Source organism: Tenacibaculum profundi (assembly GCF_052050075.1).
Classification (GTDB): Bacteria; Bacteroidota; Bacteroidia; order Flavobacteriales; family Flavobacteriaceae; genus Polaribacter.
The window spans coordinates 338,974-363,370 of the sequence record NZ_CP197225.1 but is presented as its reverse complement, the minus strand read 5'-3'; the positions used below and the strand labels follow the sequence as shown (position 1 = coordinate 363,370).

The following is a 24,397-nucleotide window of genomic DNA, read 5'->3' as shown; positions in this document are numbered from 1 at the left end:
CTTTAAATAATTGAATTGTAATATCAATTAATTAGATTTAATCAATCTTTATTTATGGGGGTCTAATATCTGCATCAATTTTTCTAGTTTAAAACGTGGTAAAATTAATAAGTAATTTCATTTAACTATTATTCTTCTCATACCTCTGATCATATACTAATTTTGCTTTACCATCTGACTCAAAAAACTCTGCTAGCCATATCTAGCTGTTTTAAAAAATATTTATAAATTTCATCTACGATTATTTTATTTTTCTCTTTAATATCTTTCTAAAACGTTAAATATATTCCTTTTTGTCAGGTTTTATTCGTATTTAATTTGCTATAACGAAAACTATTTTCTTAAGTATTTTAAACACATAATCACTTTATTTTCAATTAATAACAATATTATACTCCTCGAAAAACCTTTTCTATTTATCTGTTAGTTTTTTTGACTTACATACAATGAAATAATACTACCTCTTTATATCTTTATAATTTCTATTAAATAAAGACTATCAAATTTATAACTGTTCTTATTATATTTTAATTTTTCAGGGGTTCACATTTTGGTGGAAGTGACATAAACCAATCATATGCATTTTCGGAATATTTATATGCGTCACAACAATGCCCTTGACAGCCTGTATCTAAATAGTCATTTTGATGCCCATTATTTTTTAAAATTTCACTTATTCTATCTGCCGCAGTTACTAAATAAGTAAAATCTCCACTTCTCGAAATAATCAGTCTACCAGGTACTTTACAATCTGGATTCTCTGGTGCTTGATACACTTGTTCTTCAGTTTCATTTATACCACCACAAAACCATTGTATGCCAGCAAAAACATCTTGAAACATTTTAAATCCTTGATAACCTAAAAAAATAGATCCTCCTGAATATCCAGCAGCATAAATTCTTTTTTTATCAACATTATATTTTGAGACTACTTGATTAAGTATTTCTTTAATCCATAACCCCTGCGGCTCTGAACCCTCACAGCCTGCTTTACACCAAGTATTTACCCCTTAATTATTATACCTCTAGGACATTCTGGTGCTATAAATATAAAATCCTGTTTAGTTTTCCATAGATCTTCCCAATAGAATTTCATATTGTTTGGATGTCCTTCATCTCCGTGCAACACTATAATAATTGGAAATCTTTTCTTGGTTTTAGTTTCTGGAATTCCTAACCAATACCAAGATCCATTAAATTCAATTCTTTTTATAATATTAGATGTTGTTCGCTCATCTGGTTTTTCAATTAAAATCACATCTTTTATAGGTTGAAAAACTTCTTGTTTATTACAAGATATAATAGAGCATATAATGACAAACCAAAATACATTTTTCATATTTATTTAATTAAATTTAACTGAATTTAGTTAAATTTTTTAAAATATATTATTACCTATACATATCTAAAACATGTATAGGTAGTAATTACAGTGGATAAACTAGTAAAACCCTTGTCTTACTAGCTTACATAGGAATTTCTGCACCTCCTTTAGTTCTTGAAAGGCTATAATTCTTGACATCCTTATCAGGATAAGCGTGATAAGTTATACTCTCTGGTTGAAAAATAAAATCAACCTGTATTACAAGATGTTTAATATTTCCACACTCAGGAATTGCTTCACGTGTTAAATAATAATTTTGCTTTTGTCTATTTGCATCTCGTCTAATTCTTCCAATATGTGGCTGGATAAATTCAACTATTTTTCTATTTATGGCATCTTTTGAACTTCCATTAAGAACAAATTTAGTCCCTGGTCCTGATGTTTTAAAGTGTTTATCTCCATGTTCATCATAAATAAATTTTGTTGTAGCAGTATCTATTCGTTTTGCAAGATCTGGTTCAAGGGCTTCTATTATATCTTCCAATGAAATACCTTCATACAAAGACTCATGACTTTGCTCAATGACATTATTTAACAATGCTTCATTTGCTCCAGGTACTTTAAACATACCTAGTGATATAGGTCCTACATTAGAAGTTAACTTAGACAACGCTTTATTTAATTCTGTAAGATTATTAATTGGTTTGAAGTTTTGATCTTTCATTTTTTAGGGTTTTATGTATTATTTTTTGATTTTAGGTTTGATCAATTGCCTAAAATTAGTTTAGCATATATACTGAATTACGTATATTAAGGTTCCGAATAAGATGTATGTATTTGTTTAAATTAATGTAATATAAAAACTAACAAAAGCAACTGCTTCCCTTACCTTTAAACGATAGTTAACATTTTATATTTTATCTTTACTATAAAAATTAACCACTAACTTACACAATATAAATACGTTAATTTTTCTTATATTCTCACGGTATCAGGGGTACTACAGTTTTAATGCTTCATTTAAATTAGATGATAACGCTACTCTAATTTCCTCATAGATTTTCTTTAATAGTCCTTCACTATTGATAGAATAATAAAACTTTTCTAAGGAAATTAATTTTCCTTCAAAATATAATCGTGAGCATTTAAATCATATAAATAAGTAGTTTAAAAAATAATCGGGATAAGAAACTTAGATTTGTCGAATTTTAACCATAAATACTAATTCGTATGCTCTGTTGCCCCTTCATTACAAAAACGAAATAAAATATTATCGCTACCAAAATCACCTGTTTTGAGTCTTATCTGAGCAATACATATTATTTTCACGTACTTTGTTTCACGTTTTTGAGGACACATGATTATATATTTATTTTTATGACTTAAATCTCAATTATAAATTATTCTCTCACAATATTCTTCACTTTTTTGAATACTCATTATCTCCTACTCCTTCTCTATAATTCACTTACTAAATATTAGACATAAAAAAACACCTTAACTAAGGTGTTTTATGATATGTATGTTTTTAACGTCTATAACATGTGATACTAGCTCTGAATTAGTAAAATATATAGACTAATACCCAAAAATTAAAAACCCAAATAAATCAAATATTTATAGAAAATTATTTCTTATAACTATTGTAGGAATGGGCTTAATAGTTTTTTAATATTTTACTCTTATTATTCTATTTAAATAATCAGGGAGGTCAGGTTGATTCGGATCGCTCTTATCATCTGTTGGATCATTGTTTCCGTTAGCATCCTCATCCTTTGTTAAAATACGATCACCGTCATCATCATCATCAAGAAAATTAAACCTTGTATCGTTATCTGTGTCATCATTCCAAGGTTTTCCATCGCCGTCTATATCCTCTTTTATTGACGGTATATTGTCTCCATCATGATCAGTACCATCAACAAAATCATACAGTTCTATGTAGTATAATAATATTTTATTAGCTAATGCATTTGATGAATTTCTGTAAGATAAGCCTGATGGTAAAATAAAAAAGCCCTTGCCCCCATCTTCATACTTAAGCGGTTCACCAACTGTAGAAAGATTATTACCTCCCTTAAAATGTACCCATGGATACCTCCATCCAGGAATAACATTCAATTGATTAAACCAACTAGGGAAAATTAAATCTTGCTCCTTTTTAACTTCCATAGCATTAGTCAACGTTCTTAATCGATAGACGGGCAAAATAGAGTCTATTACTGTTGGAAATCCCTTATCTACATCAGGTGCTCCTTCGTGCTTTACAAATACATAGTAAGTGTAATCTATATCAAACTCATTTACTTTTTTTGTTAATAGCCTATCATCTTCAGACAAAGCAGTTTTGCCACTTTTTAAAGGCACAATTGAATCAAGTGTATCATCGAAATAATTATTTTTTAAAAACTTTAAAATAGAATCATTATCAATCTTTGCCTGTTGTACATGATCAAAATTATCAACTATTTGGTTTTCATCACTATCCCCACAAGAATACATAATGATACCAAAGATGAAAGCATATAGGAAATGTTTTAATTTTATCATTTAATACTATAATTTTGAGACGCAATTTACCATTTTTATACCTTTGTGAAAAATTATTAATATATTTTAAATGAGAATAGACAAATATTTGTGGTGTATTAGATTGTTTAAAACAAGAAGTATTGCTACAGATGCTTGCAAAAAAGGGCATATTAAAGTTAATAATACTTCTGTTAAACCTTCAAGAGAATTATTTGGTAATGAAGAGCTTTTGGTTAGAAAAAACCAAATTAATTATAAAATAAAAGTTTTAGACATACCTCCAAACAGAGTTGGAGCTAAGTTAGTTGATTTATATAGAAAAGATCTGACTCCAAAAGAAGAGTTTGAACGTACAGAATTACTAAAATATTCAAAGGATTACTATAGAAAAAAAGGTACAGGTAGACCTACTAAAAAAGATCGTAGAGATATTGATGAATATAACAATGATAATGACGATTAGCTAACCTTTAAACCAAAAAACGTAATATTTATAAAATTATGATTGCAAAAAACAATGTAATACTTAATAGTAAGCAGATTGAGCAAAAATTAAAACGAATTGCTTATCAAATTTATGAAACAAATAATGATGAGAATGAGATTGTGATCGCAGGAATTTCTGAAAACGGATTTATTTTAGCCAAAAAATTAAGGGAGATTATAGGTGAAATATCTTCTATTAAGGTAGTTCTTTGTGAAGTTTTCATGAATAAAAAACATCCTATCAATTCTGTAAATACTTCATTAAAAAAAGAAAAATATGAAAATAAATCAGTGGTTTTAGTAGATGATGTACTTAACTCTGGCACAACATTGATTTATGCAGTAAATCATTTTTTAGAAGTCCCTCTAAAAAACTTTAAAACAGCAGTATTAGTTGATCGAAATCATAAAAAATATCCAGTTAAAGCCGATTTTAAAGGTATATCGCTTTCAACGTCAATTAAAGAGCACGTCAATGTAGAATTTAAAGAAGGAAATACAACCGCATATTTAATTTAATATTTGTACAATTTCTTCAATAATTGTTTTAATATCTTTTTGATCGATTTTTATCGTTTGTGAAGCTTGATTATAAAAACCGTTTCTTTCGAAAAGGTGCTTTGCTATAAATTCGTTTAAATCTTTATCTTCTAAATCAGATACGAGAGGTCTTTGATCCTTCTCTTTTTTTATTCTTTCTACTATTGTATTTATAGATGCTTTTAAATAGAAAGAAATGGCGTCTTTTCTATTTTTTATATGTTCCATATTACCGGCATAACAAGGTGTTCCTCCTCCTAGTGATAGCACATAATCATCTTGACCACTTAAAAGTTCTTTCAAGTATTTATTTTCTATCTTTCGGAAATAAATTTCACCTTGTTCTTTAAAAATATCTTGAATAGACATATCTTCTTTTTCTTCTATAAAATTATCTAAATCAATAAAAGGTAAAGCCATTTTTTCAGATAAACACCTACCTACAAAAGACTTACCACTAGCCATATATCCAAGAATTATTATTTTCATTTTAACGTAAAATTGTTGGGTGCAAATATCAACAAAAAAAAACAAAAAAAAGTTTTTTTAATTAATACACAATTGTATATTTGCACCCGCAAACACGTAGATGTGTAAACAATGACCGGGTAGCTCAGTTGGTAGAGCATCTCCCTTTTAAGGAGAGGGTCCTGGGTTCGAGCCCCAGCCCGGTCACAAAAAGTTAAGCCACATATGCTTAACTTTTTTTATTTTATGCGCATATGGCGGAATTGGTAGACGCGCTGCCTTGAGGGGGCAGTATTCTTTTTGAATGTGGAAGTTCGAATCTTCTTATGCGCACAAACCGAGAGTTAAGAACTCTCGGTATTTTTTTCTTATTTTTCTATGGAAAAAAGGAAGCTTATTGTTTAGGGGTTTTAGGTATTTTTTTTTTTAATATTTTATTGTAAATTAGAAAATTATAATTGATTATAAGAAAATAAAATTCTACTTTATTAAAGAGATTAAATAAGTCAGAACTTATGTTTTCTATTTATTCTTTTAAATTAATTTAGTTTTATTCATAAATTATTCTGTTTTTTTTTGTAATCTTTTTGTATTTTAAAAAGTAAAAAACAGTGAAATTACTGATCATAAAAAGTGTTACCCCTAAGTAATATTTAGTAGAAATATCTATTTTATTTTTTAAATTAAAATCCTAGTTTTGAAAAACTAACATTTAAAAATGTTAATATTATTAATCTTAAAATTTCCAGCTATATGACATTTAATAGTTATTTAAAGAAGAAGGAGTTTGATAGCAAAATCAATTTACTGGAAAGTAGTATCAAAAATTATTTATATAATATTGATTATGAATTAAATTCTGAAGGAATTAGAAATCTTGTTCAATGGAATCATACGATTAAAGATCAAAAGATTGTAAGAATGATTTACCCTAACGAACATTGTAGTACTGATTTAAAAGAAATTGTAGAGGACTTTATACAAACTGAATTCAGTGAATTCAAGTAAAGAAATCTTCTATTAGAAAACTTAAACAGTAAAATCTTAAATAATTAAATTAAACAAGAGCCATCATATTCTGTATAGATGGCTTTTTTTATTTAAAAATTGTTATCATATTTACGAGTATTAAAAAAACAGTTAATACTCTAATTTAGCAATATGCAAAACAAATACATAATTCTTATACTAATGTTAGTAACTTCATTTATAACGTTAGCTCAAGAAATTGAAATAAAAAATTTGAAAGGTCAAATAAAAGATGCTAAAACCAAAAAAACACTAAGTGCTGCACACATATTAAACTTAAATACAGTTGAAGGAACAATAACTGATGAAAATGGTTTATTTAAGTTAACGGCAAAAGCAAATGATACTGTTCTAGTATCTTTTTTAGGCTATTCTTCTATAAAGCTAAAAATAACAAATGATCTTTTGCGTGGAAATGAAGTTGAAATATCTTTATCAGAAAAACCAGAAAAGATTAAGGAAATTGTTATTAAATCGACCAAATTGATTGGTGTTTTGGAGGTTGATATAAAACAGGTTCCCAAAGATAAATTTACAAGAATTCATATCAATGGTTTACCTCAGACTTATGAGATCGGACGTCCAAAGAAAATAAGCTCTCCGCTTAATCAACTTTTAAACCCTGTAGATTTAGTTTATAATTTATTTGGAAAAAAACCAAAACAATTGAAAAAACTTAAAAAACTTAAAAAAGAAGATGATTTACGAAAGATGTTAGCAGGTAAATTTGACAGAGAAGTTATGATGGAATACCTAGAAATGGATCGAACAGAGCTACATAACCTTTTATCTGATTGTAATTATTCTGAATATTTTGTTAAAAAAGCCAGTGATCTTCAGCTTATTGAAGCTATTTTGAATTGTTATGAAAATTATAAAGCTATCAAAAAGGGTAAAATTGGCAGAGACAGAATTAATATTGATAAATAAACACCTAATTTTAATTATTTTGTTTTACGCTTTTTCTGTGTTTATTTTTATATAAAACTTCAAAAATTACTGCATTTTTTATGTTTTTATTTAAAGGAAAAAACTAAATTTACGGTTTTAAATACACACAAACACAACTAATAATGATTCATTTCTTTGGAAACGTAAACAGTAAAATTTTTGCTGTTCAAACAACAGAAGAATTAACAACTGAAACCAATTCGAAACTAACTTGGTTATTTGGAAACCAATCTAAAATAAACATGGCGTCACTTGACGCCTTTTTTGTTGGGCCAAGAGCAGCGATGATTACTCCCTGGAGTACTAATGCTGTGGAAATAACTCAAAACATGGGGATTTCTGGAATTGTTAGAATTGAAGAATTTGAAGCAGTTTCTGAAAATTATTCCGATTTTGACCCTATGATTTTTCAGAAGTTTAACGGGTTAAATCAGGAAACTTTTACTATTAATATTGAGCCAGAAGCAATTTTAGAGATTGACGATATTGCTGCTTATAATGAGCAAGAAGGTTTAGCATTAAATGAAGAAGAAATTTCTTATTTAGAGGCAGTATCTCAAAAAACTGGAAGAAAGCTAACAGATTCTGAAGTATTTGGATTCTCACAAGTAAATTCAGAGCACTGTCGCCACAAGATTTTTAATGGTACTTTTGTTATTGATGGAGAAGAGCAACCTACTTCCCTATTCAAATTAATTAAAGAAACTTCAAAGCAAAATCCTAACGATATTGTTTCGGCTTATAAAGATAATGTAGCTTTTATTGAAGGACCAAAAGTTGAACAATTTGCTCCTAAAAGTGCTGATATTCCTGAATACTACGAGACAAAAGATTTTGAATCAGTAATTTCATTAAAGGCTGAAACACATAACTTCCCGACCACTGTTGAACCTTTTAATGGTGCCGCGACGGGATCAGGAGGTGAAATTAGAGATCGATTGGCTGGCGGTAAAGGATCTATTCCTTTAGCGGGTACAGCTGTGTATATGACTTCTTATTCTCGTTTGCAAGAAAATCGTCCTTGGGAGCAAGCAATGGATGAGCGTAAATGGTTATATCAAACACCAATGGATATTTTAATCAAAGCGTCAAATGGTGCTTCTGATTTCGGAAATAAATTCGGTCAACCTTTAATTTGTGGATCTGTATTAACTTTCGAACACGAAGAAGATGCTAGAAAGCTTGGATTCGATAAAGTAATTATGCAAGCTGGTGGTATTGGATATGGTAAGAAAGATCAAGCTATAAAAGATACCCCTAAAGAAGGTGATAAAATAGTAATTCTTGGTGGTGAAAACTATAGAATTGGTATGGGAGGAGCTGCAGTTTCTTCAGCGGATACTGGTGAGTTTTCTACAGGAATTGAATTAAATGCAGTGCAAAGATCGAATCCTGAAATGCAAAAGCGTGCTGCTAATGCGGTAAGAGGAATGGTAGAAAGCGAGGAAAACTTTATCATTTCTATTCATGATCACGGTGCTGGAGGGCATTTAAACTGTTTATCAGAATTAGTAGAAGAAACGGGTGGAAATATCGATTTAGATCAACTTCCTGTTGGTGATCCTACCCTATCTAATAAAGAAATCATTGGTAATGAATCTCAAGAAAGAATGGGATTAGTAATTGCCGATGAACATATTGATACTTTGAATAAAATTGCAGAGCGTGAGCGTTCTCCAATGTATACGGTAGGAGATGTAACTGGTGATCATAGATTCACTTTCGAATCTAAATCCAATGGCAATAAACCAATGGATTTAGCACTGGAAGATATGTTCGGAAGCTCTCCTAAAACTGTTATGACTGATAATTCAGTTGATAGAAAATATGCTGAATTAAACTATACAACGGAAAAGTTTAAAGAATATTTATCGCAAATTCTTCATTTAGAGGCTGTAGCATGTAAAGATTGGTTAACAAACAAAGTTGACCGTTGTGTTGGGGGTAAAGTAGCAAAACAACAATGTGTTGGAAGTCTTCAAATTCCTTTGAACAACGTTGGTGTTATGGCTTTAGATTATAAAGGAAAGGAAGGAATAGCAACTACTATTGGGCACTCTCCTATTTCTGGATTAATTGATCCTGAAGCAGGAAGTAAAAACTCTATCGCTGAAGCATTAACAAACATTGTTTGGGCCCCTTTAAAAGATGGTTTAAAATCGGTTTCTCTTTCTGCAAACTGGATGTGGCCATGTAGAAATGAAGGTGAAGATGCGCGTTTATATAAAGCTGTAAAAGCTGTATCTGAGTTTTCAATTGATTTAGGAATCAACGTTCCAACAGGAAAAGATTCTTTATCAATGAAACAAAAGTATCCAAATGAAGAAGTTATTTCTCCAGGTACTGTAGTAATTTCAGCAGCTGCAAATTGTAATGATATTACTAAAGTAGTTGAACCTGTATTAAAAACTAATCAAGGAGATATTTACTATATCAACCTTTCTCAAGACGAATTTAAATTAGGAGGAAGTTCATTTGCTCAGGTAGTTAATAAAATAGGAAATCATGCACCTACCATTAAAGATGCTGCTAAGTTCAAAACAACGTTTAATGTTTTACAACAGCTAATCAGAGATGAAAAAGTAGTTGCTGGTCATGATGTTGCTTCTGGAGGTTTAATCACTACTTTATTAGAACTTTGTTTCGCTGATGTAAATGTTGGAGCTAATATAGATTTAACTTCTTTAAGTGAATCAGACAGTATAAAAGTATTGTTTGCTGAAAATTCAGGAATCGTTTTTCAAGCTGCTGATAATTCTGTAGAAGCTATTTTATCAGAAAATGACATTGAATTCTTTAAAATAGGATCGGTTACTGAGTCAGATCGTTTAAATATTAAGAACAATGCGGATGTATTTGCGTTATCCGTTTCTGAATTAAGAGATACTTGGTACAAGACTTCGTATTTATTAGATAGCAAACAAACGGCTAACGATTTAGCGAAAGATCGTTATGACAATTATAAGAATCAACCATTAAAATATACCTTTCCTACGAATTTCACTGGAAAATTAGCAGATGTTGTAGGCAATGTTTCTAACAGACCTAAGGCTGCCATTATCCGTGAAAAAGGATCGAACTCAGAAAGAGAAATGGCTAATGCCATGTATTTAGCTGGTTTTAATGTTAAAGATGTTCATATGACAGATTTAATTTCGGGGCGTGAAACGCTAGAGGATATTCAATTTATTGGAGCTGTAGGAGGTTTCTCTAATTCAGATGTTCTTGGTTCAGCGAAAGGTTGGGCTGGTGCATTTTTATACAATGAGAAAGCCAATGCTGCTCTTAAAAAGTTCTTCGAAAGAGAAGATACTTTATCTGTAGGTATTTGTAATGGATGTCAGTTATGGATGGAGTTAGAATTAATTAACCCAGAACATAAAGTTCATGGTAAAATGGTTCACAATGATTCTAAAAAACACGAAAGTTCATTTACTTCTGTAAAAGTTCAAGAGAATAACTCTGTAATGTTATCAAGTTTAGCTGGAACAGAATTAGGTGTATGGATTTCTCATGGAGAAGGTAAATTTAATTTACCAGAATCAGAAGATCAATACAATATTGTAGCGAAATATGGTTACGAAGGCTACCCTAACAATCCTAATGGATCAGATTATAACACAGCAATGATGTGCGATAAAACAGGTCGTCACCTTGTTACAATGCCACATATTGAGCGCTCTACTTTCCAATGGAATTGGGCTAACTATCCAGAAGGAAGAAAAGATGAAGTATCTCCATGGTTAGAAGCTTTTGTCAATGCTAGAAAATGGATTGAAAATTTAAAATAATTTTAAGAAAATTAGGCGTTTTTTGATAAAAATTCTTATTTTGTATAAATAATAATATTAGTCTATTTTAGAAGGGTTTTAGATTAATAATATTTTAGAAGTAGGGTATGATATTCATACCCTACTTATTTTTAATTATCTCATTTTATTATTCCTAACAATAACCTTCAATTTTTTCTTGATATCTTTACCAACATCGTATATCATTTGTTCATTACTGGGAAAAGGCACAGATCTCATGGTTAGCATGCTTATAAAGCTTTCATCTAAAGCTCTCCTATCTCCATCAGAAGTAGCGTAACTATGTTCAAAAATAAATTCGCTTTGCAATGGAAAAGATTCTAATAATTGCTCATTAACATTATCAAAATATCGTACTTGTCCAACTACTTGTACTGACTTTGTTTGTGTAAATCGATAAAAATTACATTGTACTTTTGTAAAATTATCTACTGTAATTTTATTTCCTAAACTATCTTTTTTTATAATTCCTTTATCATCCTTAACATATTTAAATCCACTCTTAATTTGCTTTTCTTTTACAAATTCTTTTTCATAAACATGCTCAGGGGAAATCATAATGTCTCTAAACATTAATTCTAATGTAAAATCATAATTTAAACTCGCTTGCTTTTTATTATGATATACAGTCCAAAAATCATTTAAATGATACGCTTCAAAATTCAATAAATCTTCTTCTAACCTTTTAGGAATAACTTTATCTGATTTATTTTTGAGAGAAACAAAAATAAAATCAGTTCCAATTTGATGACATTTATCCATTAAACTCCTTACATCTTTATAGTTTGGATTAATTTCATCTAAATAAGCAAATTCTTTATGCGCAAATCTATAATCTAGTTTATTTTTTGATTGAAAAACAGATTTTGCTTTCATATAGAGGTACTCTGACAAATTATTTTTTGCCACTATAATGTCTTTGTCATAATTAGTAAAATTGAATATTTCTTCTTTACCTGTATCTATGTACTTTAAAGGTAATAAGGGTTTAATTTTTTCCTGTCTTATTTTCAAGTCATTATAAATTCCAAAAATTTCTTCTAGATTTTCAGGATTACGATCTTTTTTTAAAAATTTAATTCTTGAAAGATCTCTAGAAGTTGCTTTTTCAAATGCATTCTTTAAAATTGTTATATGAGGTTGATTTCTTTTCTTAGTTTTATTACTTGCTAGTTTCTTAATTGACAATTCTATTGCCTCTTTATAGTTTCCTCTATTGGTCGCTTCTTGTGCATATTTTGCTGTACTACAAGCATAGATAAATGAGATAAAAACTATTAAAAACGTAATTTTTTTCATAAATAGTATAGTTTTGTTTACCTGGTATTTTCAAAAAAGATACCAAACTTTAATTTTAAAACAAAACTATACTATTTAATATTTATTTTTAAAATAAATTAATCATAATTTTTAAAATACAGATTCTTAATTTATTCAAATTTCAAGTATTTAATTAAATTTATTTTTGTCGCCAAATAGGCTTTTATACCGACTACAAAACATATTAATATTGTTAAAATAATTGGTGTCATGATATATGGATACAACGGCATTTCAACTCTATAAACAAAATCATTTAACCATTTTTCTTGTATAATATAAAAACTAAAAGGAATCAATATTAAGGTAGCATATATCGCTATTTTTAAAAATACTTTCATTAATTGAAACATAATTTCTTTCGTACTAGCCCCTAAAGCTTTTCTAATAGCTATCTCTTTTAATCTTTGTTGAATTGTTAAAGTTGCCAATGCGAATAGACCTAATAAAGAAATGATGATTACAATCAATGTTAAAATTGTCAAAAGTGTTTTTTGTTTTTGATGGTTTTTAAAAGTTTTTTGATATTTCTCATCGAGAAACTGATAATCAAACGGGTAATCTTGTTCTATATTTAATTTCCAATATTTTCTAATGAAATTTATAGTCTCTTCCATATTCTCATTTTTAATTTTAATTTGAAAATTATAAAATGAATGATCCCTCATTAACTTAAAGACGCTCCAATGAAAAAAAGCTATGGGAGGTATTTCTCTATCAAGCCCATAAATATGATAATCTTTTACCATTCCTACGACGTTAAATATTCTATCTCCTTTAATATAAGGTACAGGTATATGTATTTTCTTATCAATTGGATCGTTGTAAATGCCTAATCCTTTTGCCATTTTTTCATTAATCAAAATATTTGTTATGGTATCGGAAGCAAATCGTTCTTGTAATTTTCTTCCCTTAAGAATGTCTATTTTAAGAATATCAAAATAGTTAAAATCTATTGGATTTATGTTAGTTTGTACATCATTTTCTTTATATATTGCATTGGTAGAGCTCGAATTATTGCCATTAGGTACAAAGAAGTTACTGGTAACTTCAATTATATTAGAATTCTGCTTCACTAATTCTTTTTTAGCTATTAAATAATTTTGGTAATTATTTTGACCATGGCCTAATTTTACGATAAGTATATTGTCCCCAGAAAACCCAAGATCCTTTTCCATCATATAATTTACTTGCTTATAAACTACAAGAGATGCAATTAAAAAAAATCCAGAAATTACAAATTGAAGCCCAAGCATCATATTTCTAATAATTAAACCTTTTTTACTTCTCGTTATATTTCCTTTCAATACTTCCGAAGGTTTAAAACCAGCCAATTTAAAAGCAGTTATAAAACCAACAATTAAAGATAATTGTATGTTTACAATAAAAGTTTCAAATATAATTCCTTTCTCATTTATTAAAATTATATCTTTTTTTAAGAAAAGATTGTAATAAGGGAGTATTAATTCAACTAAAATCAACGAGAAAATAAAAGAAATTAAACCTAAAAGTAATATTTCAGTAGTATATTGAATGAATAATGATTTCTTTGAGATACCTAAAGTTTTTTTGACGCCAACCTCCTTTGCTCTTTGCTCTGCTGAAGAAATTGATAAATTAATAAAGTTTACGCAGGAAATAATTAGAAGTAAAACAGCAAGAGATAATAATATTTTAATTAGTTTATAATTACCTTTTCCTTCAGGACTTGCTGATTTTGTATAGCCTTCTAATCTAATATCCTTTAAACCTTCTAGTAAAATTTTTGTTCCATGTTTTTTATCCCATTCAACAGGCGTCATTCCTTCTTTCTCTGCTGATGGTACTGTAGAATTCTTATACCACAGTTCGTTCATCTTATTTTCTAAGCTTTTAGTTAGGTTGCCTTTCGTTGTTTTAACTAAGAGGTCATAACTATAACTACCCCAGCCTTCTTCTTTAGGGTACTCTTTAAACTGAGTTACTAAATCAGGTTCAAAATAGTGTTTACCTTTAATTTTAAACACTGTTGTAATGATAAAAACTCTATTACCAAATTCTAATGTTTTACCTATAGCTGAAACGGAACCAAAGTATCGTTTAGCCAAAGTTTCAGAAATAGCTACATTGTCACTAGTTTCTTTAAATTTATCTATTGAGCCCTTTAAAATTTCAAAAGGAAAAAAATCGAAAAAAGAGGCCTCTCCTGTAATTATTTTTTTAGTGTAATATTTTTTACCTTCAACATAAACTAAATTAGGATTATACCCTCCCTCGCTTAGATACGTTTCAATAACCTCTGGTATCTCATCTTTATATTTCGGACCTTCAACACTTGTACTCACCCCCCATATTTCTCCATCTGACATTGAATGAACTACACGATAAATTTCATTTCTACCTGAATTCTCTTGATTATACTTTCTTTCCTCATTTAAATAAAGTAGTACCAACATCAATACGGTTAAACTTAAGGTTAGTCCAGATACATTTACTACTCCATTTAACCAATTTTTTTTCTGGTTTCTGAAAAATATTTTAAACCACGTTTGAAACATAAGATTTATTTTTAATTTTTTTATTCATTTTCTAATAACACATCAATTTTAGACTCATTCGTCCTTTCTGATATGATTATGCCATCTTTTAACGTTATAATTCGAGATGAAAATTTGGCATCATAAGCTGAGTGGGTTACCATTATAATAGTTGCTCCTAAGCTATGGAGTTCACTTAATAATTCCATTACATCATTACCACTCTTACTATCCAGATTTCCTGTTGGTTCATCTGCTAAAATTATTTTAGGGTCTGTTACTAAAGCTCTTGCCACAGCAACTCTTTGCTGTTGCCCCCCAGAAAGTTGTAATGGAAAGTGCTTAGCTCGATGGGAAATACCCATCGTTTCCAATATTTTATTAACCTTTTCTTTTCTCAATGAAGCCTTAACTTTATTATAAATTAGAGGTAATTCTATATTTTCGTATACAGTAAGTTCTTCAATTAAATTAAAATTTTGAAATATAAATCCAATATTGGCTTTTCTTACATTAGCCCGCTGCTTTTCATTATACTTAGTTACCTCTACTCCATCAAAAAGATAGCTCCCATTATTTCCTGAATCTAATAATCCAATAATGTTTAACAATGTTGATTTTCCACAACCAGAAGCTCCCATGATAGATACAAATTCACCTTTTTTTACCTCTAATGATAGTTTATCAAGAGCTGTTGTTTCAATTTCTTCAGTTTGATAAACTTTTACTAAATCTTTTATGCGTATCATATTTTTAATTATTTGTTAATTTAATGTAGATAAAAAATTACCAGAAGTATTTTTTCCCACTAAACTCATTTGATTTTTTTTTATAGATAAATCCATGTTACTTAATTTCTCCTTCCAGGTAGCATTTCCTTTATAATCCTCAATAAAAGATAATAAACTACTAGAAAATCCTAATTTTAAATAATAGATGATCTCTAATTTAATTTTGAATATTTATTTCTTCAATTTTTTCAAAATTTTCATAACTAGAAGTTATAACTTTATCCCCCTCTTTAAGGCCACTTTTAATTTCATAATAAAATTGATTCTCTCTACCTAAGGCGATCACTCTCTTTACAGCTTTATTTTCTGAATTAAGAACAAATACCCATTTACCATTGGTTTCTTGAAAAAATTTCCCTTTTGGTAATAATATCGCTTCATTGTTATTTGATAAAAAAACCTTACTTTTAAGAGACATTCCTCTTTTGATATGATTTATTTTAGTCGTGTTAGTAAATAATAACTCTACTGAAAATTTACCATTAATAACTTCAGAATAAACTTTATATAACCGTATATTTTGTTTTTGATTATTTATAACAACAACCCCCTCTATTCCTTCTTTTAATTTAGTAATGTAATATTCATCTATTTTAGCAACTAATTTATAACCATCAAGAACATCTATTTTTCCAATAGACTCTCCCTGGTTATAATTTTTTCCAAGAACAGGATTAAATGAAGATAAAAAGCCATTAACTGGAGCCTTTACAATAAAATTCTCTTTATTTTTTCTTAAAAGATTTAAACTTTTTTGCATTTGTGCTAATGAGGTGTTTATCCTTGATAATTGATTAATACGACTAGTTTTTTCTTCCTTGACACTTTTCTTTATTACATTACTTCTTTTTTTCTGAAAGTTCAATTCTTGCGCTGATTTTTCATATTCATTTCTTGCAATTACTCCTTTTTGATACAAATTAGTATCTAACTTATATTGACGCTCTGCTTTTCTAAAATCGTTTTCTATTCCAACTAATTGCTGATCTAAAATTAATTGCTGATTCGTTATACTTACTCTTATGTTTCTCAAATTATTAATTTGTTCAACGATGGCAGTTTCTTGAGTAAGGTAATTTAGTTCTGCATTGGGATTGTAAACTTTTAATAAAGGAGTTCCTTCAGTTACCTCCTTTCCACTTTCCAAAAAAATATCAGCAACTGCTCCCCCTTGAAGAACATTTACTAAAACTGATGTTTTCGGCTCAACGATACTATTAAATATAACTACATCTTCAAAGTCTCCTTTTTCTACTTTACTTATAACTATAGAATTTCTATTAACATTAATCTGATTTTTTCGGGTTAGATTGAGAAAACTTAATCCAATTATTAAGATAACAGGTATGCTAATGAGTAACATTTTCTTAACTTTCTTATTTTTTTGTTTAATAATTTTATCCATATATTACTTTTACACCAAGTATGACGATAAATATGCCATAAAACAATAAAAACACAAACAACTGATAATAAGCCACTTATTGTTTATTTTAAAATTTAAAATGTTCATAATCGAACACTTATTTGTTCAAATACTAACAAAAGAGTAATTATGTAAAATGAGAAAAAAAGAAGCTACAATTTTAATTATTGATGATGATGATGATATTTTATTTTCTGCTAGAATTAGCTTAAAAAAATATTTTACTGAGATTATTACTATTAATAGCCCTAAGAAGATCGGTAATATACTAATAGACTCAATTGTTGATGTTGTTCTTTTAGACATGAATTATCATATTGGTTTTGAAGATGGTAAAGAGGGCTTGTACTGGTTAAAATATATTAAAGAACTTAGTGCTGAAACCACTGTTATTTTAATGACCGCCTTTGGTTCTGTAAACTTAGCTGTAGAAGCTATTAAGCAAGGTGCCTCAGATTTTATTCTAAAACCATGGAATACAGAAAAACTTTTTGGAATTGTAAGTGCTGGTGTTGAATTAGCACGTTCTAAAAGAAAAACAACACAATGGAAAACTGTACACGATAAAAATAATGAAGAATTTCATGAAAGGTCAGAACATATAATAGGTAACTCTGTTGCTATGCAATCTGCTATTCAACTAGTTAAAAAAGTGGCCCCTACTGATGCAAATATTTTAATACTTGGAGAAAATGGAACTGGTAAATATGTATTTGCAAAAGAAATTCATATTGAATCAAATCGTAAAAATGCTCCTTTTATTCATGTCGACTTGGGGTCATTAAATGAAAATTTATTTGAAAGTGAATTATTTGGTTATGTTAAAGGTGCTTTTACAGATGCTCACAAAGATTCAATAGGAAGATTTGAATTAGCTAAAGGAGGAACAATTTTCTTAGATGAAATAGGAAATCTTTCTCTTCATTTACAAGCTAAATTGCTAACCGTTATTCAGAATAGAAAAATAACCCGTTTAGGTGAAGGAAAAGAGAGAAAGATAGATGTTAGAATAATATGTGCTACGAATGCCCCAATACATGAAATGGTTGAAGAAAAAACGTTTAGACAAGATTTATTATTTAGAATAAATACTATTGAACTAAACCTCCCTCCTCTAAGAGAGCGTCAAGAAGATATACTTATACTAGCCAAATACTTTTTAAAGAGGTTAAATAAAAAATATAGAAAAAATATTCAAGGCTTTACAAAGGAAGCAACAAACGAACTTAGTAATTATTTTTGGCCCGGAAATATAAGAGAAGTCGAACATATTATCGAGAGAGCTGTTATTATGACAGAAGAAAACACCATTCAACTTAATGATTTACAGTTTTCAAAAAAAAAGTTGGGGGTTTCAATAGATAATAATTTAAATCTTGAAGAAACGGAAAAACTACTAATTCAGAAAGCACTGGAGAAACATAACGGAAACATATCTAAAGCTGCAAAAGATCTAGGATTAACGAGAGCAGCTTTATACAGGCGTTTAGAAAAATATAATTTATAAATGAAAAAAACATATTTGATACAAATTATAATAAGGATGTTACTCATTATTATTAATGTAATCGTTGTCTTTTTTGTATTTTCTAAATTTTTCTTTATTGGTACTTTTGGATTTTCGTTAGTTTTAACTTTACAGGTTTTCTTATTCATTAATTATTTTAACTCTGTAATCAATAATATTGAAAATTCAATAAATTGTTTATTATTTGAAGATTATTCAAATACATTTTCATCATACAAGAAAAAAAATTCTTTATTCAAAAAAATCGAATTACTTGCTGAAAAACAAAAAAAGAAAAATTTATTAAATAGTTCAGAAATGATCGTTTTCACAAATATTATTGAAAGTTTACCTTTTGGGGTGCTTATATTAAGAAAAGATCATCTTGGATTAATAGAAGTTTTTCAGCTAAATCGTCTCTTTGTTGAATATTTGAATATACCTAAATATCATAAATGGAATTTACTTAAAAAAAAAATTGGTCGACTTCAAGATTTTGTAGCAGAATGGAAAGAAATAAAACAAACAATCACTATTAGTATAAACCAAAAGAAAGAAAGCTTTTTTTTAAAAACATCCTTTACAAAAACTAATAGTCATGAATACTTAACAATATCTTTAGAAACCATACAACAACTTATTGATAAAAAAGAAAAAGAATCATGGTATAAACTGATGAATGTTATGTCACATGAAATCATTAATACCATTACACCCATAAGTAGTTTAGCTGAAAATTTAAGTTCCTTAATCAATGAAGGCAAACCTGAAGAAACATTTGATGAAGTATATACAGGATTAAGTATTATAAAAAAAAGATCTGAAGCCTTAACAATATTTGTTGATAATTATCGAAAACTAGCAGAATTGCCAAAACCACAAAAAAGTAATTTAAACCTTACAGAGCTCATTAAAAATGTTCTTGTTTTATTTGATTCAGATTTTAAAAGAAAAAATATAAAAATTGAATTTACCTCTTCAGATGATTATTACTTAATAGCAGATAAAAGTCAGATAGAACAAGTAATGATTAATTTACTTTCAAATGCTATTCACGCTGTTCACAAATGTAAACAGAAATTAATAACGATTTTAATTGAACAAAAAGAATGCCGTACACATGTATTTGTTAGAGATAATGGTATTGGAATATCAGACAAAATAAAAGATAAAATATTTATACCCTACTATACTACAAGAAAAGGTGGTGCAGGAATAGGATTAACACTTAGTAAAAGTATAATAGAGGCCCATAAAGGATCCATTTATTTTGTTAGTAATGATTGTTTTACTGAATTTCAAGTTGTTTTTAAATAGTTTACAATTGTAACAATTCTTTAACTTGCTTTGTTGCTGATATTTTATTTACTTAAAATAAACAGGTTACCTTTGATTATGAATATGTTACTTCTTAGTTTAAAAAATATTGATTTATACTTCAATTCAATTTTAGCTATATTTTCGTTTTTAATTTAAGCTTTACTCAACAAGAAATATTAAACTTATTATTATTATTCGACTCTATATAAACAACTTGAATAGAAAAACTAATAATTAAAAGCAACTATTTATCCTCATTTCTCAGACAAGCGCATACTTATTAAAGTTAAGCTTAAAAGTTTTCAGTATTACATTTACAAAAGTTGTAAGAAAATTTTATTGAGACTTCTGGAAAGTTTTAATACAATATTAAGGAAGAAGATAAACCTAACCGTTATTTATAATACTGTATACTCTCTCGATATAATATAATATAATAAGTTAAATTACAAAAGAATCAAGGATTTCGGTTCAAACTTCTTTTGATTGGCGTCACAAATTATTCGCTTCATTTTCTAGTGTTTCGATAGAAGAATTTCAATAGTTCACAATAATAAAGAAAAGTTTAGATAAAGTACTTAAAAGAAAATTAGGTAAAGTAGATATACTTTGTACAGATAATTGAGTTATGATACCTTTGAAAAAGTAACTATCATTGAGCATTAAGTTAAATGCTACAAAAGATCTAAATAGCTGTAGATAAAGTATATCAAATACAAAACATGAATAATTTAGATATGGAATTGAATAAATTTATGAACTCTTTTAACGAGGCTATTGCTAAATATTTACAAAATTACCTAAATTAATTTTAGTGTTAGAAAAAATTAAAAACATTAACAGTTATAACTATAGTATATACTTCTAGCATAGCTATGTATATTGAAAGCTATTGAATTATATATTCATAAACAGAGAAAAGAAGAAGGCCGATTGAATATTCTTGTTATTGGTCATAAGCTATTAAAACACTTAATATGTCGATATCAAACTATAATATTTAATTTGCTAAATTCTAATTAGCATATTAAACACCTTTTTTACATCCATACATAGCATAAACTTTCAAATTTGTATTTAATAGTTCTAAATCTTAGAAAAAATAGTCTCTTTATAATTGATTTTACAATAGTAAATAAAAACACGCGTCTTTTTTAGGTTGTTATTTTTGTAAACCAACTATGTTTAATCTAGATCACTGAGTTATAGATATAAACTATATATAATACATAAATAACTGTTTTAGAGCTTTTTAATTGTCTTTATTTAATGTTTTTATTTAAATAGTGTATATAAAAATTAAATAACTCCTTTAATAGTTTGAGTTAAATATTTTTTTTACATTTGTGTATGAATTAAATACTTTACAATTGTGAATAGAGATTTATTTATTAACAGACTTAAAGACATTATACAGTATTATGGTTTAACATCGTCAACTTTTGCTGAAAAGATAAATGTGCCCAAATCTAGTATTTCGCACTTAATGTCTGGTCGCAATAAGGCTAGTTTAGATTTCGTGCTTAAAGTAATTGATAAATTTCCTGACGTAGATCTCTATTGGTTACTAAATGGTGAAGGAGTTTTTCCTAAATCAAAAAATGAAGTCTCTAATAATTTACCACAAACGAAGATTTCTTCTTCTATAAATAAAGCTATAGATTCCCCTTCTCTTTTTTCCGAATTCAAAAATAATGATACTCCTAAAGACGATACTCAGCAGAAAAAAATTAACACCAAAACATCTAAAAAGCTAATCAAAGTTATATTATTTTACAACGATGGTAGCTTTGATGAATTCAATAAATAAAAATTTTATTTGAATGCTATAGATCATAATTTTTGAAATAAGTTATATTTCTTCTTGTAAACTCTATTAGGTTGCTTCTTTCCGAAAAAAATTATTATCTTTTATATATTATTTTTGGTACTACCAAAGTTTAAGTTATAAAATACCTAAATAATTCACTTAAATTTCTATAATTTCATGATATAAAATAATATACCAATAAATTACAGATTTTAAAATTATATAAAGCATAAAAAATAGTTGTTATAAGTACTAAAAAAACAAACGAAAAATATTGTTTTAAGATAAAAAACAAAAAAACACACTTTTCTATATAAATTATCGAATTATATGTTTTCTTAAAATTGAGTATACCGACAATAAGCATATACTTATCCAAATACGCGATTCTCAGAGAGGTGTTTTTTAAACATGAAAAGTGTTTAATATTTAAATAAATTTTGTTCATTTTTCTTCAAAAGCATAATATATGTATTTTTGTAAGTAATGAATACATTGTTACTCTCACCGAAGATACAAGAGTTTATAGATAAAAATATCAATAGCGATACAAGTAAACTTTTATTTAAAGGTTCACCTTTTAAGAATATTCCTATTCAAGAACTAATTCATCAAATTATTTCTAAAAAAAAATCTAAAAAAAAATTGCCTACATGGTATACAACTAAAAATATTTTATATCCACCAAAATTAAATATAGAACAAACATCCTCTGAAATCACTGCTTATTATAAGTCCAAATTACTTTCTGGTAATTCATTAATTGATATTACAGGTGGATTTGGAGTAGATTGTTTTTATTTTTCAAAAAGTTTTAAAAAAATAATTCACTGTGAAATTAATCATGATTTATCTATTACAGCTAATCATAATTTTAAACAACTGAATTTACTAAATATAAAAACTGTAAATGATGACGGCTTATCATACTTAAAAAAAAACAACGAAATGTTTGATTGTATTTATGTAGACCCATCAAGAAGAGATAACATTAAAGGAAAAGTTTTTCTATTAAAAGATTGTAAACCTAATATTCCTATCAATTTAGATTTTCTTTTCTCTAAATCAAACACCATTTTAATTAAAAATTCGCCCATTCTTGATATTACTGCATCACTTAAAGAATTAAAATTTGTTAAAAAAATTTATATTATTGCTGTTAAAAATGAAGTAAAAGAGCTCTTATTTTTATTAGAAAGAAACTTTAATGGTGATACTTTTATCAATACAGTTAATATAATAAGTGAAACAAAAAATCAAGAATTTAATTTTAAACTTGATGTATATGTCGAGCCAAAGTACGGGATGCCTCTTAATTATCTGTATGAGCCAAACTCCGCAATTTTTAAGTCTGGAGCTTTTAGCAAAATAGCAGATACTTATAACTTAACCAAGTTACATAAACATTCTCATTTATATACTTCCGAAAATGAAATATTTAATTTTCCTGGACGAAAATTTAAAATTATTAATTTCTTTGAATATCATAAAAAAACCATAAAAAAGTATTTAAAAACTGATAAAGCTAACATAACAACAAGAAATTTTCCTAAGTCAGTTGAAATATTAAGAAAAGAAACCAAGTTAAAAGACGGAGGCTCTACTTACTTATTTTTCACTAAAAACATTAACAATAAATTAACTGTTATTGAGTGTGAAAAATGAAATAAAGTATAATATATTCTCTAATATAACGTTATCTAACCGATAAGTGTCAACATCATGATATGCTATTATTAGGGGAGTTATAAAAGTAACAGCATATCGAAAAGTGCCTTGGTTTCAAGGTGCTTTTTTTTCTGACAAAAATTAAAGTTTTATTTTTCTCTTTTTTAATAAATATGTTATTTTTTTTTCATCTCTGAATAATAATGCTCTACTATTTTATTTACATTTTTTATTGACTTCTGTAACCATTCAAAATAAAGGTCTACTTTTTCTTCTTCCGACAATTTCCAATCTATATTCGATTGCCTAAGCCTACTTGTAACATTTTGTAAGATAATAGCAGCTGCTACCGAAATATTTAAACTTTCTGTGAAACCTACCATTGGAACTTTAAGAAATCCATCAGCCTCTTGTTTCACATAATCAGAAATTCCTTCTTTTTCTACTCCAAAAACAAAAGCTGATTTTTTAGTAATATCAAAATTAGATAGATAGCAGGATTCATTATGTGGTGTTGTTCCTATTATCTGATATCCTTCACTTTTAAGATCTTCTAAGCATTTTTGTGTATTATCTCCATCCTCTTTATAACGGTGAATATTAAGCCATTTTTGACTCCCTTTTGCTACATGCCTCGAAACTTTATTAGTATACTTATTTTCAATAGCATAAATATTCTGAATTCCAAATATATCACACGATCTAACAACCGCACTTGCATTATGAGGTTGATATATATCTTCTAAAACGACCGTGAAATGGTTAGTTCTTTGATCTAAAACTTGATGGAATAAAGTTCTTCTTTTTTTTGTAACATAGCCTTCTAAGTATCTCAATAAATCATTATTCACCATGATACAAACATAATAAATTTTCCTATTTTTATTCTTTTGTTTT

At 27.8% G+C, this 24,397-nt stretch carries 20 protein-coding genes and 2 tRNA genes; 11 read left to right on the top strand and 11 right to left on the bottom strand.

Features of this window, described 5'->3' with window-relative positions:
* Positions 1-527: 527 nt before the first annotated feature.
* The 5 genes from ACSIGE_RS01330 to ACSIGE_RS01310 form a co-directional block, all read right to left on the bottom strand.
* Positions 528-842: a hypothetical protein gene (locus ACSIGE_RS01330; RefSeq protein WP_440880995.1), complete on the bottom strand. Its 315-nt coding sequence runs from the start codon at positions 840-842 to the stop codon at positions 528-530.
* A gap of 161 nt (positions 843-1,003) precedes the next feature.
* Positions 1,004-1,339, bottom strand: coding sequence for a hypothetical protein (locus ACSIGE_RS01325; RefSeq protein ID WP_440880994.1), 336 nt, complete (start codon positions 1,337-1,339; stop codon positions 1,004-1,006).
* Between the two features lie 127 nt (positions 1,340-1,466).
* Positions 1,467-2,048, bottom strand: coding sequence for a hypothetical protein (locus tag ACSIGE_RS01320; RefSeq protein WP_440880993.1), 582 nt, complete (start codon positions 2,046-2,048; stop codon positions 1,467-1,469).
* Between the two features lie 497 nt (positions 2,049-2,545).
* Positions 2,546-2,683, bottom strand: a complete 138-nt coding sequence (locus ACSIGE_RS01315; protein ID WP_440880992.1) for a hypothetical protein — start codon at positions 2,681-2,683, stop codon at positions 2,546-2,548.
* Positions 2,684-2,992: 309 nt separating this feature from the next.
* A complete protein-coding gene (locus tag ACSIGE_RS01310) occupies positions 2,993-3,874 on the bottom strand; it encodes a peptidylprolyl isomerase (protein WP_440880991.1) in 882 nt (293 codons plus the stop codon).
* Between the two features lie 70 nt (positions 3,875-3,944).
* Between ACSIGE_RS01310 and ACSIGE_RS01305 the strand changes: the two genes are divergently transcribed.
* Positions 3,945-4,319 carry an RNA-binding S4 domain-containing protein gene (locus ACSIGE_RS01305; RefSeq protein WP_440880990.1) on the top strand — a complete coding sequence of 125 codons (375 nt, stop codon included), beginning with the start codon at positions 3,945-3,947 and terminating at the stop codon, positions 4,317-4,319.
* 38 nt (positions 4,320-4,357) lie between these two features.
* Positions 4,358-4,861 carry a phosphoribosyltransferase family protein gene (locus ACSIGE_RS01300; protein ID WP_440880989.1) on the top strand — a complete coding sequence of 168 codons (504 nt, stop codon included), beginning with the start codon at positions 4,358-4,360 and terminating at the stop codon, positions 4,859-4,861.
* Here the strand turns inward: ACSIGE_RS01300 and ACSIGE_RS01295 are convergent.
* The gene (locus tag ACSIGE_RS01295) at positions 4,853-5,371 is read right to left on the bottom strand and encodes a shikimate kinase (protein WP_440880988.1); all 519 of its coding nucleotides are present in this window, start codon (positions 5,369-5,371) and stop codon (positions 4,853-4,855) included. The two genes, ACSIGE_RS01300 and ACSIGE_RS01295, sit on opposite strands and share 9 nt — an antisense overlap.
* A gap of 113 nt (positions 5,372-5,484) precedes the next feature.
* Between ACSIGE_RS01295 and ACSIGE_RS01290 the strand changes: the two genes are divergently transcribed.
* The 5 genes from ACSIGE_RS01290 (at position 5,485) to purL (ending at position 11,121) form a co-directional block, all read left to right on the top strand.
* Positions 5,485-5,557 (top strand) — tRNA-Lys (locus tag ACSIGE_RS01290).
* Positions 5,558-5,598: 41 nt separating this feature from the next.
* Positions 5,599-5,683: transfer RNA gene (locus ACSIGE_RS01285), tRNA-Leu, on the top strand.
* 420 nt (positions 5,684-6,103) lie between these two features.
* Entirely contained in the window at positions 6,104-6,358 is a 255-nt protein-coding gene (locus tag ACSIGE_RS01280; RefSeq protein WP_440880987.1) for a hypothetical protein, read from the top strand.
* Between the two features lie 183 nt (positions 6,359-6,541).
* Positions 6,542-7,309, top strand: coding sequence for a carboxypeptidase-like regulatory domain-containing protein (locus ACSIGE_RS01275; RefSeq protein ID WP_440880986.1), 768 nt, complete (start codon positions 6,542-6,544; stop codon positions 7,307-7,309).
* A 143-nt stretch (positions 7,310-7,452) separates the two neighbouring features.
* The gene (gene purL, locus ACSIGE_RS01270; protein WP_440880985.1) at positions 7,453-11,121 is read left to right on the top strand and encodes a phosphoribosylformylglycinamidine synthase; all 3,669 of its coding nucleotides are present in this window, start codon (positions 7,453-7,455) and stop codon (positions 11,119-11,121) included.
* 135 nt (positions 11,122-11,256) lie between these two features.
* On the opposite strand, the gene ACSIGE_RS01265 is transcribed toward purL, so the two are convergent.
* From ACSIGE_RS01265 to ACSIGE_RS01250, 4 genes are all read right to left on the bottom strand, one after another.
* Positions 11,257-12,441: a hypothetical protein gene (locus tag ACSIGE_RS01265; RefSeq protein WP_440880984.1), complete on the bottom strand. Its 1,185-nt coding sequence runs from the start codon at positions 12,439-12,441 to the stop codon at positions 11,257-11,259.
* 131 nt (positions 12,442-12,572) lie between these two features.
* Complete coding sequence (locus tag ACSIGE_RS01260) at positions 12,573-14,999, bottom strand: ABC transporter permease (protein WP_440880983.1); 2,427 nt, start codon at positions 14,997-14,999, stop codon at positions 12,573-12,575.
* 20 nt (positions 15,000-15,019) lie between these two features.
* A complete protein-coding gene (locus ACSIGE_RS01255; RefSeq protein ID WP_440880982.1) occupies positions 15,020-15,727 on the bottom strand; it encodes an ABC transporter ATP-binding protein in 708 nt (235 codons plus the stop codon).
* A 199-nt stretch (positions 15,728-15,926) separates the two neighbouring features.
* The gene (locus ACSIGE_RS01250; RefSeq protein ID WP_440880981.1) at positions 15,927-17,174 is read right to left on the bottom strand and encodes an efflux RND transporter periplasmic adaptor subunit; all 1,248 of its coding nucleotides are present in this window, start codon (positions 17,172-17,174) and stop codon (positions 15,927-15,929) included.
* Between the two features lie 157 nt (positions 17,175-17,331).
* On the opposite strand from ACSIGE_RS01250, the gene ACSIGE_RS01245 reads away from it, so the two are divergent.
* The 4 genes from ACSIGE_RS01245 (at position 17,332) to ACSIGE_RS01230 (ending at position 23,497) form a co-directional block, all read left to right on the top strand.
* A complete protein-coding gene (locus tag ACSIGE_RS01245; protein WP_440880980.1) occupies positions 17,332-18,702 on the top strand; it encodes a sigma-54-dependent transcriptional regulator in 1,371 nt (456 codons plus the stop codon).
* Complete coding sequence (locus ACSIGE_RS01240; protein ID WP_440880979.1) at positions 18,703-20,019, top strand: sensor histidine kinase; 1,317 nt, start codon at positions 18,703-18,705, stop codon at positions 20,017-20,019.
* Positions 20,020-21,394: 1,375 nt separating this feature from the next.
* Positions 21,395-21,832 (top strand): helix-turn-helix domain-containing protein, encoded by a 438-nt coding sequence (locus ACSIGE_RS01235; protein WP_440880978.1) that lies wholly within the window; start codon positions 21,395-21,397, stop codon positions 21,830-21,832.
* 486 nt (positions 21,833-22,318) lie between these two features.
* Positions 22,319-23,497 (top strand): THUMP-like domain-containing protein, encoded by a 1,179-nt coding sequence (locus tag ACSIGE_RS01230; RefSeq protein WP_440880977.1) that lies wholly within the window; start codon positions 22,319-22,321, stop codon positions 23,495-23,497.
* A 179-nt stretch (positions 23,498-23,676) separates the two neighbouring features.
* On the opposite strand, the gene ACSIGE_RS01225 is transcribed toward ACSIGE_RS01230, so the two are convergent.
* Entirely contained in the window at positions 23,677-24,354 is a 678-nt protein-coding gene (locus ACSIGE_RS01225) for a TrmH family RNA methyltransferase (protein ID WP_440880976.1), read from the bottom strand.
* Positions 24,355-24,397 lie beyond the last annotated feature (43 nt).

What these genes read in the sequence shown, in the direction of transcription:
- ACSIGE_RS01330 (WP_440880995.1), bottom strand. Translation starts at nt 842, where the DNA reads ATGTTTCAAGATGTTTTTGCTGGCATACAATGGTTTTGTGGTGGTATA.
- ACSIGE_RS01325 (WP_440880994.1), bottom strand. Translation starts at nt 1,339, where the DNA reads ATGAAAAATGTATTTTGGTTTGTCATTATATGCTCTATTATATCTTGT.
- ACSIGE_RS01320 (WP_440880993.1), bottom strand. Translation starts at nt 2,048, where the DNA reads ATGAAAGATCAAAACTTCAAACCAATTAATAATCTTACAGAATTAAAT.
- ACSIGE_RS01315 (WP_440880992.1), bottom strand. Translation starts at nt 2,683, where the DNA reads ATGTGTCCTCAAAAACGTGAAACAAAGTACGTGAAAATAATATGTATT.
- ACSIGE_RS01310 (WP_440880991.1), bottom strand. Translation starts at nt 3,874, where the DNA reads ATGATAAAATTAAAACATTTCCTATATGCTTTCATCTTTGGTATCATT.
- ACSIGE_RS01305 (WP_440880990.1), top strand. Translation starts at nt 3,945, where the DNA reads ATGAGAATAGACAAATATTTGTGGTGTATTAGATTGTTTAAAACAAGA.
- ACSIGE_RS01300 (WP_440880989.1), top strand. Translation starts at nt 4,358, where the DNA reads ATGATTGCAAAAAACAATGTAATACTTAATAGTAAGCAGATTGAGCAA.
- ACSIGE_RS01295 (WP_440880988.1), bottom strand. Translation starts at nt 5,371, where the DNA reads ATGAAAATAATAATTCTTGGATATATGGCTAGTGGTAAGTCTTTTGTA.
- ACSIGE_RS01280 (WP_440880987.1), top strand. Translation starts at nt 6,104, where the DNA reads ATGACATTTAATAGTTATTTAAAGAAGAAGGAGTTTGATAGCAAAATC.
- ACSIGE_RS01275 (WP_440880986.1), top strand. Translation starts at nt 6,542, where the DNA reads ATGTTAGTAACTTCATTTATAACGTTAGCTCAAGAAATTGAAATAAAA.
- purL (WP_440880985.1), top strand. Translation starts at nt 7,453, where the DNA reads ATGATTCATTTCTTTGGAAACGTAAACAGTAAAATTTTTGCTGTTCAA.
- ACSIGE_RS01265 (WP_440880984.1), bottom strand. Translation starts at nt 12,441, where the DNA reads ATGAAAAAAATTACGTTTTTAATAGTTTTTATCTCATTTATCTATGCT.
- ACSIGE_RS01260 (WP_440880983.1), bottom strand. Translation starts at nt 14,999, where the DNA reads ATGTTTCAAACGTGGTTTAAAATATTTTTCAGAAACCAGAAAAAAAAT.
- ACSIGE_RS01255 (WP_440880982.1), bottom strand. Translation starts at nt 15,727, where the DNA reads ATGATACGCATAAAAGATTTAGTAAAAGTTTATCAAACTGAAGAAATT.
- ACSIGE_RS01250 (WP_440880981.1), bottom strand. Translation starts at nt 17,174, where the DNA reads ATGGATAAAATTATTAAACAAAAAAATAAGAAAGTTAAGAAAATGTTA.
- ACSIGE_RS01245 (WP_440880980.1), top strand. Translation starts at nt 17,332, where the DNA reads ATGAGAAAAAAAGAAGCTACAATTTTAATTATTGATGATGATGATGAT.
- ACSIGE_RS01240 (WP_440880979.1), top strand. Translation starts at nt 18,703, where the DNA reads ATGAAAAAAACATATTTGATACAAATTATAATAAGGATGTTACTCATT.
- ACSIGE_RS01230 (WP_440880977.1), top strand. Translation starts at nt 22,319, where the DNA reads ATGAATACATTGTTACTCTCACCGAAGATACAAGAGTTTATAGATAAA.
- ACSIGE_RS01225 (WP_440880976.1), bottom strand. Translation starts at nt 24,354, where the DNA reads ATGGTGAATAATGATTTATTGAGATACTTAGAAGGCTATGTTACAAAA.